Raw genomic sequence first — 15,438 nt, forward strand, 5'->3', positions numbered from 1 at the left:
TTGCTCACTCCTACCTAGAAAGCTGAGACCATTTGTGTTAGAAACCAAAGTTCAAGCTGAACGTGAACGAACGAGCATTTGGTGTCTGCTGGCTGTCGATGGCAGGGTTATAGCCGGCAGCTCCGTGTTCGGGTTCAACACCTGAGTACTTCGTCCAACGGAAAAGGTTGTTGGCAGAGAAGTGGATGTTCAAAGCTGAAAGACCGAGCTTCTTCAAATGCTTAGCGTCTACAGAATAACCCAACTGGAGATATTGGAAACGTAAGTAGTCTGCCGCTTCAACATAACGATCAGAAGCCAAAGCATTGAAAGAGTTTCCTGCTGAAGCATTCTTTGCACGTGGGATTTCAGTCACGTCACCATTCTTGCGCCAGCGCCAGTTGACAGAAGCCATCTGATTCTTGTTGGTACGCATATCTTCGGCTTGCATACGGGCGAGGTTAATTACCTTATTACCGACGCGGAAGTTGAAGTTGGTCTTCAATGACCAGCGACCATAGCGGAAGTCTACACCAAAACCACCGTTGAATTTAGGATTGGAAGAACCCAAGTAAACGATGTCAAGTTCGTTGATTTGACCATCGTGGTTGATGTCTTCGTAAATAACGTCACCACCTTCGAAGCGATAGTTCACACCACCATAGTCGAAGTACATGGGGAGAGGATTACCAGCCTTGTCGTAGATAACATTGCCCGCAGCATCACGCGCGATAGGCGCAGTCTTACCAGCAACGCGAGCGGTATTGATATTACCAGCAGCATCTACATACTTATTCTTTTCTTCGTTTTGGAAGTAACCATTGTGGTCGTAGTCGTAAGCATAGACACCCTTGTAGCGGAAACCGTAGATACCACCCAATGCGTGACCGATCTGCACGCGCTTTACGAAGGTTTCGTTCTTTTTATCAAACTGACCATTCATGGAAGCCAAGACATTCTTGTCCATTTCCGTCACAACGTTCAAGTTTTGCGCCACGTTTGCACGGAGGGTCACATTGAACTTGCCGATGTTCAAGATAGGCTTAGTAGAAACAAAGAGTTCCCAACCTTCGTTCTCCATCTTACCTACGTTACCGTTGGCAATATTAGAGTAACCTGTTGAAGAAGGAATGCGGATGTTTGACATGAGGAGGTCGGAAGTGTACTTCTTATAGACACTCAAGTCAAACTGGAACAAGTCGTCAAGCAAGTTCAAGTTGAAACCAAGGTTCCAAGACTTGGTCTTTTCCCAACGGATTTCAGTAAGACGGAGGTTGTCAGGAGCAATGCCTTGCTTACCAATATATGTACCGTAAGAGCTATACTTGTTGTAAATCAAACCTTCGCCGAACCAAGCATTACCAGTCACACCCCAGCTGGGACGGAATGCCAACATGCTCACGTACTTTCTCAAAGGTTTGAAGAAAGCTTCGTCTGAGATGTTCCAACGACCAGAGATACCAGGGAAGAATCCCCATTTGTTACCCGAGCCGAACTTGGTCATACCATCAGCACGAACGGTGAAGTCTACCACATACTTGGAACCATAAGCATAGTGCAAAGTACCTGTTCCGTTCATACTTCTATGTGTACCAGTGGAAGAGCCAGTACCTGTGAGATAGCCTGGAACGGTGGGGTCACTAATACCACCAGAAATACCAGAGAACGCTAAGTTTTGTTTGGTAGAATTACTTGTATTGATTTCGTAACGTCCCAGTACTTGCAAAGAGTGATTCTCGGGCAGGTGAGGACGGAACATCAAGGAGTGACGTGAAGTGAACGAGAAGTTCTTCGAATCAGAGTTGTTGGTCAAGTCAACACCTTGGGTCCAGTTATTGGAAGTCAACTCATGAGGATAGTAAGAAGAGTTGGTTTCGGTGTACGCATTGATGTGTACTTCCGCAGTATAATTCAACTGCGTAGTCTCTTCGTCCTTACCCAAGAACTTATATTCCAAAGAGAATTGTGGAGTAATCGTATAGGTGCTCAAGCGGTTCCAAGCCAAATTAGCGATGGCGACAGGGTTACCATTGTCCACCATGTCACCCAAATAGTAAGAGGTCAAACCAGAATTATTGGGCAACAGACGATTTTTATAGCCATCACCAGCCTTAGGTGGCATGAGGTAATATTCTCCAGTATCAAAGTAGCGTTCAGTCGCTTGGTCATATTCCCAACGATTCACCGCCATGTTAGGCATTGCCTTGTATGCCTTATCCAAGATATTACCATTGTTGCGGTTGTTCTTGGTGTAAGTGAGGGAGAAGTCAGAAGAGAACTTGATGCGGTCTGACACATAGTAGTCAAGAGTCAAACGAGTAGAGAAACGATCGAGAGACTGCTTGATGATGGTACCTGTTTCGTGGTCGTAACCTCCAGACACGCGGAAGGTCACCTTCTCACCACCACCTGAGATGTTGACACCATAGTTTTGCTTCGTTCCGAACTGAGTGACTTCCTTCACCCAATCCGTGTTCTTATTATAATTTTCATAATAAGCTGGATGGCTACGGAGATAAAGCAACTCAACGATGCTAGAAGCATAGTCACTCTGGTTGGGGTTAAAGTAAGCTTCCTTCAACATCATGGAGTAACCAGGACCATCCAACATATTGAGGCCCTTGGGCTGCCATGCACCATTGAAACGATAGCTGAAATTCACCTTCGTCTTACCGCGCTTACCGCGACGAGTGGTAATTTCGATAACACCATTAGAACCGCGCGCACCCCAAATAGCTGTAGATGCTGCGTCCTTGAGCACCTTGATGCTCGCGATATCTTCGGGGTTTACTTGGAGGAGTGTAGCAAACTGCTCCTGGTTGTCGAGGTTATTGAGGTCGAGGGAAGAGATATCTTGTCCGTCGAGAGGATATCCATTCACCACGATAAGAGGCTCTTGTGAACCATTGATGGAGCTCACACCACGCAAGCGCATAGAAGTACCAGAACCAAGGTTACCTGAGTTGGCGACGATGTCGAGACCTGCGATTTCACCTTGGAGTGCTTCACCGGCAGTAGTAAAAGAAAGACCCTCTTTGCTGTCCATGTTGAGGGTTTGCGTGGCTGTAGAAACTTCCTTAGGAGGAATCTCCAAACCATTGGAACGGACACGACGCTTTGACACAACATCCACTGTTGAGATGGTGTTGCGATCGTGCATTTCGATGCGGAAGCTAGTGCGTGCACCAATGTTATCAATGCGTGAAGTTTGATAACCAATATAAGAAATCTCAAGACGGTTGTTGGGATTCTTGATAGTCATGGTGAAGTTACCGCTCATGTCGGTCTGAGTAGCCGAAACAACACGGTTACTCTTATCCTTCTCCACGACGTTAGCCATAACGATAGCACCATCTGTCTTGCTATATACATGACCAGAGATGCGCTTCTGTTGCGCAAAGGCCGCCGTTGTGCAACACAAGGCAAGTACAATCGTTGAAGTATACTTTATGTGGTTCATAATGGCTGAGATTATTCTTTGATACTGAATTTAGACAAGAAAGCCTTTGCCTGCTTCACGCTGCTCCATTTGCGAGCGTAGCCAGCAGAGAGTGACTTATCGAAGAGCAATGCCTTGCCGACGGTGTGTACCACGGCATACGAACTGCTGCGGATGTACTGAGGAGCGGTTTCACGATCGAAGTTGGCATCACGAACCAATTGGTTGTAAGGCGCAACAACGGGAATATTTTGTCCGCTTTCATCCTTCAATGTCAAACTGTTGGGAGTTTGAGTAACATCCAACTTCATATACACCTTCGTTTCGTTGTTCACGCTCGAAGTGGAGTATTCTTGGCTGTTTGTCACATTATCCACAAACACTGATTCGTCTTGGAAGTGGTACTTCAAGAAGTTAACCAATGTAGTAATCATGGCTTGCGCCTTAATCTTAATTTCAGTATTGTGCTTGTTTACCGCGTCAAATTCTCTTTGATTGCTCTTATCTTCAGCGAGTTGTACTTCAGCTTGGAGGTTATCAGTGAGATATTTCTCGATTGATTCCCAAGTGGGGAGACCCTTCGCTACTTCAGCTGTGATAGCATCATTGGTAGGAGCATAGATAGTGTAGCGATAGTTGTTGAAGAAACGAACGAGCTTGTCGTCTTTCGAACCTGCATTAAACACTTGTCCAGCCTTATTACCTGCTACAAAGATGTAGTACTTCAAAGCTACCTTCTCACGTTCCTTACCTGCAGCATCGTCAAGTTTCTTAGCTTTCAAGGAGTCATACAAACCAGCCTTATCCAAAACATTGGTGGTGAGACCTTCACAAAGCTTGAGAAACTCAGAGTAGTTGGTGTTTTGGCTCAAGATGTGATAAGCTGTATGCGTAGTTGCTTGCAAAGGACGGTCGAGGAAGTAGGTTTTACCATTACCATAACCGTTGGTTTCGCGAGTTTGGTCGTACTCAGCGGTGATCGTTGACTGATAAGCAGCTCCAGTACCTTGGAGTTGTTCTGCCAAACCTCCCATGAGCGTCGTACCCTTACCGCGCTTGCCATTGCTAGTCACCATGATAGGTGCACCTTCACGTGAAAGGAAATACTTACGATTGTCGTTGAGACCTAGAACGTCATTGTTGTCATGCACCACAATGTGATGGTTCACCATTTCGATCAAGAGCTTCTTCTTGATGTAACCCACACCTTGGTCGATGGTTACGTGACCTTCGTGGTGGAAGTTACGTTCTTCTTGGTCTTTAGGTTGAGGACCAGTGTTGAGGTTAAGGCGATAAGCCAATTGGCGCACACCCAAAGTCTTCACACCATTACCAGCACCACGAGTGTTAGTAGGCTCCCAACGATAATAAACTTGGCGGTTTCTTACCATAGAAGCGGGATCGATGTAACCAAAGTTCTTCAATCCATCATCCGTAGGCACGAAGAAAGAGAAGCGGCTTTGCATAGCCTTCAAATAAGTAGAGAAGTACTGTTGCAAAGGTGCTTTAGCATAATCGCTACCTTGTACGAAGGAGTCATCGGCACGTACCACAGTGCGCACCACTTGTGTGTTACTGCTATAGAGAGCAGGTGCGAGCACAGAAGCATAGTCAGCAGGTGAAACCACACGGTTCATCACATAAACTACACCATTGTTCGCCAAAAGCGTCTTGTCGATAACCGACTTATAAGCTGCTTCGCTTGGATAGTCACGAAGGGGGAACATGGGGTCACGCGCGTCGTTCATGATGGTGAGATACTTAGAAGGCACACTTTCATTGAAAGATGGCTTCATCAAGTTGTTCACCAAGGGTTGCACGATATCCAAAGGAATTTGGTCAATGTGCTTTGTCAAATTAGCCTCATTGACCTCTACATCTTTCAAGCCATAACGCTCGAGGAGTACATGACCAGCACCACGCAAGAAGTAGTCTTCCAAAGCTTTGTCACTGGGCACGAACATCACACCCATATCCTTTTCCTTCTCAGTACCACCTTCAGGCTTGTAAGAATTCCAACCTGGATCGTAGGTTAAGAGAGGAAAGTCGTTATTCACAACACGGTCAGGACCAGTGGTCAAACGACCTGTCTTGGTGTTGATGGCGAAATAACGCTTTTCAAAGATAGAGTCTACGCTATTATTATGGAGAGCCTTGTAGTTCTCCGTCAATGTTGCATCATAATAAGGTGCACTGAAGCGATCCAAGATATGGCTAAAGATATTAGTTGAGCCATTACTACGGATTTCCTCAGCCATACTACTGGGTGGCACGAGCACCTTGTCTAACACATGGAAATAACCATTCAAGCACACAACATCTTGCTCAGTCACACGATTCGCAAAAACATATGCACGAGAAGGATCGCTTTCACTCCAGCCATTCTTATCTCCTACGATAAACGCAACATCACTACGCAGGATACGTTGCTCCTTCATATTGTTTTCAATGAAGTGTGTCATCATAGGTTCAGAATCGTCTGTAGCCATAAGGATACTCTTACCCTTTTCACCCTTAAAACGATCCCAATAGTGTTTTTCGCCTTCCACTTGGCTATAGTTTGTAGGAAGTTCTTCTGGACGCCACCAACGCACACTATCCACAACAGCTGCGGCAGAATTTTGACGCAAAGCCAAGTTCTTATCGCCATTGTCTGCATTGCCCATCATCTCGATGACGTATGCATTGTTGAGCTGTGCACCATTAAAGAGGATACGCTTTTGGGCATCAGAGAGATTTTCATAGGAGCTCACGCCCCACTTATTGTTCTTGAAGAATTCCTCATAGGCCGCATCTGGAGCGACAAACAACGTTTTACTACCCGTCTTCGACATTACCTCCTTGTAGCCAAGGTCCTCAATAAGTCGCACCGTGTAGTTAAATTTGTTGCGACTCTTGAGTTCATCATAGATACTACCACCCAAGAAACTCGGACGAGTCTCATCGAGGGTATAGTCATCTTGACAAGAGTACGTGATGCCGCCAATTGAGAGCAACAGGAAAGCCCCAATCACGGTCTTACCCATTCTGCAAAAACGGTTTTTCATACACATGCTTTTTATCATTTATTATGTATTCGTTTTATAGTTGCTAGTTCATATCGCGAGAGATAAAGGGCGATTATCGCTACACGACTTGGCAAAATTAGTAGAAAAGCATCTATTGACCAAATTTCCACGGACTATTTTTCGACAAACACATTAAGTTTTTTAATACTCTAGCAGAGTGGTAGGAAAATAAGCTATTTCTCTCGCGTTTTTCAAACAACAATCGTATACTTTTTGCATATTGATTCTATACATCCTAATTATACCCACAGATAGGCGAGTGTAGTTTACAAAATTCGCTCATAAAACTGCACACCCTTTTATAGGCAAACCACACGAATCCCTCAAAACAAGCACAAATATATAAACACTTTGTAACACTACAAGAAGCAAAACTGCCAAGCTAGTTTACAGAATAAGACCATTATCTACCCGCGGCTTCCGCAAATATCATAACTACAAACAAGTTACTCAAAACAGCATTTCAAACTGACGCAGACGCAAACATGTAACTCGAAATACACAACTTGATAACTCCGTTTTATACAACGACAGATCGGATTTTTCCGCCTTACACTACAACTATTCGCAAGAATCTCACTCTATTCTTTTGCCCCCCTCTTTTTTGCTGCAAAATCCATAAAAGTTCCCCAAACCAAACTGCAAATTCCTGGAGCCAAACCCGCACAATCTTCAAGACAGACAAAAAAGAATCAGTAAATCTCAACAAACTTTTTTATCGCAAGTTCAGATATCTACATAGACAAACAAAACCAATAAAACCCCGTCCGCCTATATATCAACACAATACAACATATTCAGAAATATAATTCGCCCAACAGCCCCACTACAACACCACGAAATTAAAAGACATTCAGACACACCTCAACTAGAATATCACACGAGAAAATCGAAAAAGATCTCCGAGAAACCAACGAGAACTCAGAGACAATCTAAAAAAAGCGCAAAGACAAACTGAAAAGGCACGAAGATAACCCGAAAAAGATCGGAGATTATCCGAAATACCAGGACATTTACGAACTTCTTTCCGACAACATTTGTCAATAGTCGGAAATGTGGCACTAGACAAAAGAGAATCCACACAAAGCGTCCCTTTCGCGTTTGTTCATATCGCACAAAATCAGTATCTTTGCAGATGGTTGCCCTATGCGCATCCCCTATTGCCCATGTATTACATCTCCAAACGCATCGAAATCGCCTACTCTCACCAACTCAAATTGGATTATGAGAGCAAATGCACGCGACCTCATGGTCACAACGGCATTGTCACTGTGTATTGCTGTGCAGAAGAGTTGAACGAATATGGCATGGTAGTCGATTTCACTCACGTCAAACAGCGCGTGCAAGACAAACTAGACCACCGCAATGTCAATGAAATATTGGACTTCAATACGACAGCAGAAAACATGGCGCGCTGGATTTGTGATCAAATCCCCAATGCTTATAAAGTTTCGTTCCAAGAGAGTGAAGGCAATATAGCAGTATATGTCAAACCCGGTTTTGAAAATGCTGCACTCTAGACGCAGTATTTGTCGTTAGTCCTCCCACCGACTTTAGGTTTAGCCTATTATTTACATGATGAAATTGCACCATCAGCATTGACACTGTGGAAGAGAACGCCCCTACAAGCAAGTTCCCCTTGCCACTTTCACTTCCTCCTCTGCCCCTAACACCAGAGTACTAATGACAAGCGGCCATCTCCAATGAAGATTAACGAAATATTTTACTCACTCCAAGGTGAAGGCTACTGGACAGGCACCCCAGCAGTGTTCGTGCGACTCAGTGGTTGCAACCTTCGATGTTCCTTTTGCGACACAGCCCATGAGAGTGGCACACAGCGCAAAGAAGAAGACATCGTGTCAGAAGTAGCGAAATATCCAGCCCATCACGTAGTAATTACTGGCGGAGAGCCCTCTCTCTTCCTCACCCACTCTCTCGTGGAGGCGCTGCATCAAGCAGGAAAGTTTGTAGCAGTCGAAACAAATGGCACGCATCCCCTTCCCGACAACGTGGACTGGGTCACGCTTTCTCCCAAAGACAGCTTCGAATCCAATGCCACTCCAGTGCTCATCCGATGCAACGAACTTAAAGTGGTGTGCGATGGGACACCACCGCCCACTTATCCCAACATCGAGGCAGACCATCACTTTGTGCAACCCTGCGATGTAGGAGATGCTCAAGAAAATCAGCGTATCATGGCTGCTACCGTGGCATTTTGTCTGGAGCATCCCACGTGGCGACTTTCGCTACAAACCCACAAAATAGCTGGTATTCAGTAACAACTCTATACTTTTCCACCCTCACATCTCAATAAGGCTCATGAAGCATATCCGTAATTTCTGCATTATCGCCCACATTGACCACGGCAAAAGCACTTTGGCTGACCGTTTGCTCGAACGCACGTCAACCATAAAAGTGACCGCAGGTCAGATGCTCGACGACATGGACCTCGAAAAAGAGCGCGGTATCACCATCAAAAGTCACGCCATCCAGATGAACTACAAGATGGACGGTCAAGACTATGTGCTCAATCTCATTGACACTCCAGGACACGTCGACTTTGCCTACGAGGTGAGCCGCTCCATTGCAGCCTGCGAAGGCTGTTTGCTCGTGGTAGACTCCACACAAGGTGTGCAGGCACAAACGATTTCTAACCTCTACATGGCCATTGAGCATGACTTGGAAATCATTCCTGTGCTCAACAAGTGCGATATGCCCAACTCAATGCCTGAAGAGGTGGAAGACGAAATCATCGAACTCATTGGCTGCAAGCGCGAAGACATCATTCGTGCTTCAGGTAAAACGGGCGAGGGTATCGACGATATTCTCCGCGCTGTGGTAGAACGCATACCCGCACCCGTGGGTGACCCTAATGCTCCCTTGCAAGCACTGATTTTTGACTCAGTCTTCAACTCCTATCGTGGTATCATCGCCTACTTCAAAATCGTAAATGGTTCTATCAAAAGCGGTGAAAACGTCATCTTTGTCAATACTGGCAAGCAATATAAGGCGGATGAAGTGGGTGTGCTCAAGATGGAACTTTCTCCCAAGAAAGAACTTTCTTGCGGCGACGTAGGCTACATCGTCAGTGGTATCAAAACTGCTACGGAAGTGAAAGTGGGTGATACCATCACCACCGTCGAAAATCCTTGTGACAAGGCTATCGAAGGTTTTGAAGAAGTAAAACCCATGGTCTTCGCTGGTGTCTACCCTATCGAAACAGAAGACTTTGAACTCCTCCGTGCATCTTTGGAAAAACTACAGCTCAACGATGCGTCTTTGTCCTTCCAACCCGAATCATCTGTTGCACTCGGTTTCGGTTTCCGTTGCGGATTCCTCGGACTCCTCCACATGGAAATCGTGCAAGAACGCCTTGACCGTGAGTTCAACATGAACGTCATCACCACCGTGCCCAACGTAAGCTACAACATCTACGATAAGCACATGGAAATGAAGGAGGTGCATAACCCTGCTGGTATGCCCGATGCGATGGAGATTGACCACATCGAGGAGCCTTATATTCGTGCTTCTATCATCACACGCACTGATTTCATTGGCAACATCATGACCCTCTGCTTGGGCAAGCGTGGTGAACTCATCAAGCAGGAATACGTTTCTGGCGACCGCGTGGAACTCCACTACGATATGCCACTGGCTGAAATCGTGATTGACTTCTACGACAAACTCAAATCCATCTCCAAGGGATACGCTTCGTTTGACTATCACCCCATCGGATTCCGTCCTTCAAAGCTTGTCAAACTCGACATTCTCCTCAATGGCGAACCCGTGGATGCCCTTTCTACGCTCACCCACGTGGACAACTCCGTCTACTTCGGCCGTCGCATGTGTGAAAAGCTCAAAGAGTTGCTCCCACGTCAGCAGTTTGACATCGCCATCCAAGCCGCCATTGGAGCGAAAATTATTGCGCGCGAAACCGTAAAACAGTTGCGTAAGGACGTGACTGCCAAATGTTATGGTGGTGACATCAGCCGTAAGCGCAAACTTCTCGAAAAGCAAAAGCGCGGTAAGAAGAAGATGAAGGAAATCGGTAACGTGCAGGTGCCTCAAAAGGCATTCCTTGCCGTGCTGAAACTCGACTAATCTCTCTCCATCCTCAGCATCTTTATATAAAGACTAGACCCAAGTCCCACTAAGGAGTACACATTCTTATTTGTGGCACTCCACTCTTTCTCAGGATTTTAGCCTTAGTCTTCACTACATATTCGGAGCTTTGCTCCCTCTTTCTCGATAAAAATTGACATCATGATAGAGAAAATCAAGCAGTTGCTCGCTGAAGTGCCGAGCCTTTCTGCACAAACTGACGAACAGCTCGAAGCACTTCGCTTGAAATACCTGAGCAAAAAAGGTCTCATCAACCAACTCATGGCGGATTTCCGCAATGTAGCTGCTGAACAAAAGCGCGAAGTAGGTGTGCACATCAACCAATTAAAAGATGCCCTCCAAACTCGCTTCAACGACCTCAAAGCGGAGCTAGCCACCACCGAAGAAGATCACTCACATCTCGATCTCACTCGCACACCCTACCCCATTGCATTGGGCACACGTCACCCTCTTTCGATCGTTAAACAAGAAATCATCGACATTTTTGCTCGCATGGGCTTCTCTCTCGCCGATGGTCCTGAAGTGGAAGACGACTGGCACGTGTTTGGTTCTATGAACTTTGCCGAAGATCACCCAGCACGCGACATGCAAGACACCTTCTTCATCGAAGCGCATCCCGATGTGATCCTCCGCACTCACACTTCTAGCGTGCAAAGCCGCGTGATGGAGCACACCAAGCCCCCCATCCGTGTCATCTGCCCCGGACGCGTGTATCGCAATGAGGCGATTTCTGCACGTGCACACTGCTTCTTCCACCAAGTCGAAGGCCTGTACATCGACAAAGGTGTTTCATTCACCGACTTGAAACAAGTGCTGCTCACCTTCGCACGTGAGATGTTCGGTCCTGATACTCAGATTCGTTTGCGTCCCTCCTACTTCCCCTTCACCGAACCTTCTGCAGAAATGGACATTTCGTGCAACATCTGCGGCGGTGATGGTTGCGGATTCTGCAAGCACACTGGCTGGGTGGAAATCCTCGGTTGCGGCATGGTAGACCCTGCTGTACTCGAAGCTAATGGCATTGACTCCACCGTCTACAAAGGCTATGCCTTCGGTATGGGTGTAGAGCGCATCACCAACTTGAAATATCAAGTGAAGGACCTCCGTCTCTTCTCTGAAAATGACGTGCGCTTCCTCGACCAATTTATGGCAGCTCACTAATTAGAGCTCTTTCGAAAAGTAATTCCCCACTATTTTCTCCTTAGAATATAGTGGGGATTATACATTGTGCGTAAAAGAAAGCACACGCTCTAGCTTTTTTCGAGCACAAACCTAAGGTTTTCCCACCAAAAAGTAGTACCTTTGCTAAGAACTAAAGCCTCCTGCAAACAAGCAAATTGCACAAAATATAGGCTGCTGATGTAACTTCTTGCTGTACGCCATAGTGATTTACCTTTAAAAACACAACCTCATGCCTTCTTTACCCCTCAACTCTTCTGATATCCACCTCGTTGTCGTGGATTGCCAACATGATTTTTGCCATCCTGAAGGTGCGCTCTACGTGCCTCAAGGAGAATGTGCCGTGGAAAAAATCGCTAGTCTACTGAAAAGCGGAAAAGTGGCGCGCGTCACCTTCACCCTCGATTGGCATCCCCTCGATCACTGCTCCTTCCAACCACAAGGTGGCCAATGGCCCGTGCACTGCGTGCAGTATAGCCGCGGAGCAGCTTTGGCAGAAAGTTTGATGGACCCTAATCTCCTCCCCTCGCTGCATCCCACTTTTGTGACCAAGGGAGCCAACCGCGACCAAGAAGAATACGGTGCCTTTGCTCAACCCTCCACAGAAGAACTTGCCTTGCTCCAATCGGGCAAAGTGGTGGTATGTGGCATCGCAGGGGACTATTGTGTGCTCGAAACTCTGAGAAACGTACTTAAAGTGCGTCCTGATGCACAAGTGTTCATGGAAGGCATAGCTTCTATTGACGGAGGCACTGCCCTAAACGAATTTATGACGCAACATCAAATTGAGCGTTTCCAATAGTTTCACGATAAACCTCCAAAGAAAAAGCTATGTTACCAACAACCTTCAATAAGCGCAGCATTGCCCTCCTCACCGACCTCTATGAAATCACCATGGCAAATGGTTATTTCGAGGAAGGCAGAAAAGACACAGAAGTGGTATTTGATGTGTTTTACCGTCAAATTCCCGATCAAGGTGGTTTCGCCATCTTTGCTGGATTGGAACAAATCGTAGAATACATTGAGCAACTTCATTTTTCTTCGGAAGATGTGGAGTATTTGCGCTCATTGCAGCTATTCTCTGAGCCTTTCCTCCAATATCTTGCTAACTTCTCTTTCACCGGTAACATTGATGCCATCGCAGAAGGTACGGTCATTTATCCCAACGAACCACTAATGACCGTGACAGCGCCCATCATTGAAGCCCAACTCATCGAGACTTTCTTGCTCACGCAAATCAACCACCAAAGCCTTATTGCTACAAAGGCAAACCGCATTGTGCGGGCGGCTAAAGGGCGTAGTGTGGCAGACATGGGAGCACGTCGCGCACACAATGTGGATGCAGCGGTTTATGGTGCGCGAGCGGCATACATTGGCGGCGTACATAGCACTGCCACCGTGCTTGCAGGTCAGTTGTTTGACATCCCTGTGGTGGGCACGATGGCGCACAGTTGGGTCATGTTTTTCGATGGAGAATACGATGCTTTCAAGCGATATGCAGAGATTTACGGAGATGCCTCTGTCTTCCTCGTAGACACCTACGACACGCTCAAGTCGGGCGTGCCCACTGCCATCAAGGTGGCGCGTGAAGTGCTGCACCCCAAAGGACAGCGTTTGAAGGGCGTGCGCATTGACTCGGGCGATATGGCTTATCTGTCGAAGAAGGTGCGCAAGATGCTCGATGAAGCAGGTTTGGAAGATTGCTTAATCATGGCGTCTAACAGTCTCGACGAACGCACCATCACCTCTATCATCGCACAAGGTGGCTGTGTCGACAGCTATGGTGTGGGCGAACGTCTCATCACTGCCTACAGCGATGCAAAGTTTGGCGCTGTCTATAAACTCGCAGCCATCAAACATGGCGACACCTTCGTGCCCAAGATTAAACTCTCAGAGAATGTGGGAAAAATCACGAACCCTGGAGTGAAACAACTCTACCGCGTCTACTCCGAAAAGGGAGCGTGCATCGCGGATCTCATCACCAACGCTGGGGAAACGCCCAAGGATGGCGAAGACTTCACCTACATCGCTCCCGAAAAGCCTTGGCAGGTGCGCACTTTCTCCAACTGCACCTTCCGCCCACTCCTGCAACCGCTATTCCGCGATGGAAAATTGGTGGCACAGCTGCCTAAACTAGTGGAGATTCGCCAATATGTGCAGCAACAGCTCCAAAATGAAATTTGGACCGAGGAACAACGCTTCGAGAATCCTCACCAACACTACCTCGACATGAGCGTGGCATACTATCAAATGAAGCTCGATTTGATGCAATCTCACAAATAATTGCCTAATCCTCTCCGACGATGACAACTGGAGACCGCAAAGAAAACCTCATAACCTCCGCTGCCCAACGAGAAGTGAGAGAAAAATAGAGGGCAATACCTCGCACGAAGTTTCGAGTTTTTTCGGAGTCGAATGACAAAAATTGCCAGAGTAAATCGTATCTTTGCAGTAAGTCAACGCGACGCATCACATTTATCCCATAAACATTCCCCCATTCACTCAATATAATGGCAAAAAAGGAAATACTACTCTCCGACAATAGTTCGGATAAACTCAAAGCATTGCAGGCTGCAATGTCCAAAATTGAAAAAGACTTCGGTAAAGGGTCTATCATGAAGATGGGCGACCAAGAAGTGGAACATGTGGAGGTGATCCCTACAGGCTCCATCAGTCTCGACCATGTGTTGGGAGTGGGTGGCTATCCTCGCGGCCGCATCATCGAAATCTACGGTCCGGAGTCTTCGGGTAAGACCACGCTTGCCATCCATGCCATTGCCGAAGCGCAAAAGCGCGGAGGTATTGCAGCCTTCATCGATGCAGAACACGCTTTCGACCGCTTCTACGCCAAAGAACTTGGGGTAGACATCGACAATCTCTACATCTCTCAGCCCGACAATGGTGAACAGGCTCTGGAAATTGCCGACCAGTTGATTCGCTCTTCTGCCATCGACATCATTGTCATCGACTCTGTGGCTGCCCTCACGCCTAAGGCAGAAATCGAAGGCGACATGGGCGACAACAAGGTGGGACTACAAGCTCGCTTGATGAGCCAGGCTTTACGCAAAATCACGGCAACAATTTCGAAGACCAACACCACTTGTATCTTCATCAACCAACTACGCGAAAAGATCGGTGTGATGTTTGGTAATCCCGAAACCACTACCGGCGGTAACGCACTAAAGTTCTATGCTAGTGTGCGCCTCGACATCCGCCGTGCAAGCGTGATCAAGGATGGCGAAACGCCCATTGGTGCCATCACTCGTGTGAAGGTGGTGAAGAACAAAGTGGCTCCTCCTTTCCAACGCTGCGAATTTGAAATGGCTTTCGGTAAGGGTATCTCTCGCTTGGGCGAAATTGCCGACCTCGGTGTCGAATATGGCATTATCAAGAAGAGTGGCTCTTGGTATAGCTACGGAGAAACTCGTCTCGGTCAAGGGCGCGAAGGTTTGAAGCGCGTGCTCACCGACAACCCCGAACTCTGTGAAGAAATCACCGAAAAGCTCGTGGCTGCCATGAAGGGTATTGAACTTACTCCAGGTAATCCCGACACAGATGGCGATCTCACTGACGCTGGCGAAGAATAGTCTCACTATTGCGCTTTTATGACGCTGACCATAGCAGAAAAGTAGCTCTTATATGCAACAACGG

At 46.9% G+C, this 15,438-nt stretch carries 9 protein-coding genes; 7 read left to right on the forward strand and 2 right to left on the reverse strand.

Annotation, left to right across the window (positions count from 1 at the left end; genetic code table 11):
- Positions 1–37 precede the first annotated feature (37 nt).
- Together BQ2633_RS03295 and BQ2633_RS03300 are read right to left on the reverse strand one after the other, a co-directional pair.
- Positions 38–3,439: a SusC/RagA family TonB-linked outer membrane protein gene (locus BQ2633_RS03295; RefSeq protein ID WP_075565066.1), complete on the reverse strand. Its 3,402-nt coding sequence runs from the start codon at positions 3,437–3,439 to the stop codon at positions 38–40.
- A gap of 11 nt (positions 3,440–3,450) precedes the next feature.
- Complete coding sequence (locus BQ2633_RS03300; RefSeq protein WP_141700123.1) at positions 3,451–6,465, reverse strand: hypothetical protein; 3,015 nt, start codon at positions 6,463–6,465, stop codon at positions 3,451–3,453.
- Positions 6,466–7,652: 1,187 nt separating this feature from the next.
- Here BQ2633_RS03300 and BQ2633_RS03305 point away from each other — a divergent pair.
- From BQ2633_RS03305 to recA, 7 genes are all read left to right on the forward strand, one after another.
- On the forward strand, positions 7,653–8,006 hold the full coding sequence (locus BQ2633_RS03305) for a 6-pyruvoyl trahydropterin synthase family protein (RefSeq protein WP_075565069.1): 354 nt from the start codon (positions 7,653–7,655) through the stop codon (positions 8,004–8,006).
- 183 nt (positions 8,007–8,189) lie between these two features.
- Positions 8,190–8,765, forward strand: coding sequence for a 7-carboxy-7-deazaguanine synthase QueE (locus BQ2633_RS03310; RefSeq protein ID WP_075565071.1), 576 nt, complete (start codon positions 8,190–8,192; stop codon positions 8,763–8,765).
- Between the two features lie 40 nt (positions 8,766–8,805).
- Complete coding sequence (lepA, locus tag BQ2633_RS03315) at positions 8,806–10,587, forward strand: translation elongation factor 4 (protein ID WP_075565073.1); 1,782 nt, start codon at positions 8,806–8,808, stop codon at positions 10,585–10,587.
- Positions 10,588–10,749: 162 nt separating this feature from the next.
- Positions 10,750–11,769 (forward strand): phenylalanine--tRNA ligase subunit alpha, encoded by a 1,020-nt coding sequence (gene pheS / locus BQ2633_RS03320; protein WP_075565074.1) that lies wholly within the window; start codon positions 10,750–10,752, stop codon positions 11,767–11,769.
- Between the two features lie 250 nt (positions 11,770–12,019).
- Positions 12,020–12,589 (forward strand): isochorismatase family protein, encoded by a 570-nt coding sequence (locus BQ2633_RS03325; RefSeq protein ID WP_075565076.1) that lies wholly within the window; start codon positions 12,020–12,022, stop codon positions 12,587–12,589.
- A gap of 29 nt (positions 12,590–12,618) precedes the next feature.
- Positions 12,619–14,070 (forward strand): nicotinate phosphoribosyltransferase, encoded by a 1,452-nt coding sequence (locus BQ2633_RS03330; protein WP_075565078.1) that lies wholly within the window; start codon positions 12,619–12,621, stop codon positions 14,068–14,070.
- A gap of 227 nt (positions 14,071–14,297) precedes the next feature.
- Positions 14,298–15,374 (forward strand): recombinase RecA, encoded by a 1,077-nt coding sequence (gene recA, locus BQ2633_RS03335; RefSeq protein ID WP_075565080.1) that lies wholly within the window; start codon positions 14,298–14,300, stop codon positions 15,372–15,374.
- The last annotated feature ends 64 nt before the right edge of the window (positions 15,375–15,438 follow it).

The organism is Ihuprevotella massiliensis, from assembly GCA_900095835.1.
Taxonomy (GTDB): domain Bacteria; phylum Bacteroidota; class Bacteroidia; order Bacteroidales; family Bacteroidaceae; genus Alloprevotella; species Alloprevotella massiliensis.

Excerpts from the sequence above, each read along its gene's own strand:
- BQ2633_RS03295 (WP_075565066.1), bottom strand. The coding sequence starts at position 3,439 with ATGAACCACATAAAGTATACTTCAACGATTGTACTTGCCTTGTGTTGC.
- BQ2633_RS03300 (WP_141700123.1), bottom strand. The coding sequence starts at position 6,465 with ATGAAAAACCGTTTTTGCAGAATGGGTAAGACCGTGATTGGGGCTTTC.
- BQ2633_RS03305 (WP_075565069.1), top strand. The coding sequence starts at position 7,653 with ATGTATTACATCTCCAAACGCATCGAAATCGCCTACTCTCACCAACTC.
- BQ2633_RS03310 (WP_075565071.1), top strand. The coding sequence starts at position 8,190 with ATGAAGATTAACGAAATATTTTACTCACTCCAAGGTGAAGGCTACTGG.
- lepA (WP_075565073.1), top strand. The coding sequence starts at position 8,806 with ATGAAGCATATCCGTAATTTCTGCATTATCGCCCACATTGACCACGGC.
- pheS (WP_075565074.1), top strand. The coding sequence starts at position 10,750 with ATGATAGAGAAAATCAAGCAGTTGCTCGCTGAAGTGCCGAGCCTTTCT.
- BQ2633_RS03325 (WP_075565076.1), top strand. The coding sequence starts at position 12,020 with ATGCCTTCTTTACCCCTCAACTCTTCTGATATCCACCTCGTTGTCGTG.
- BQ2633_RS03330 (WP_075565078.1), top strand. The coding sequence starts at position 12,619 with ATGTTACCAACAACCTTCAATAAGCGCAGCATTGCCCTCCTCACCGAC.
- recA (WP_075565080.1), top strand. The coding sequence starts at position 14,298 with ATGGCAAAAAAGGAAATACTACTCTCCGACAATAGTTCGGATAAACTC.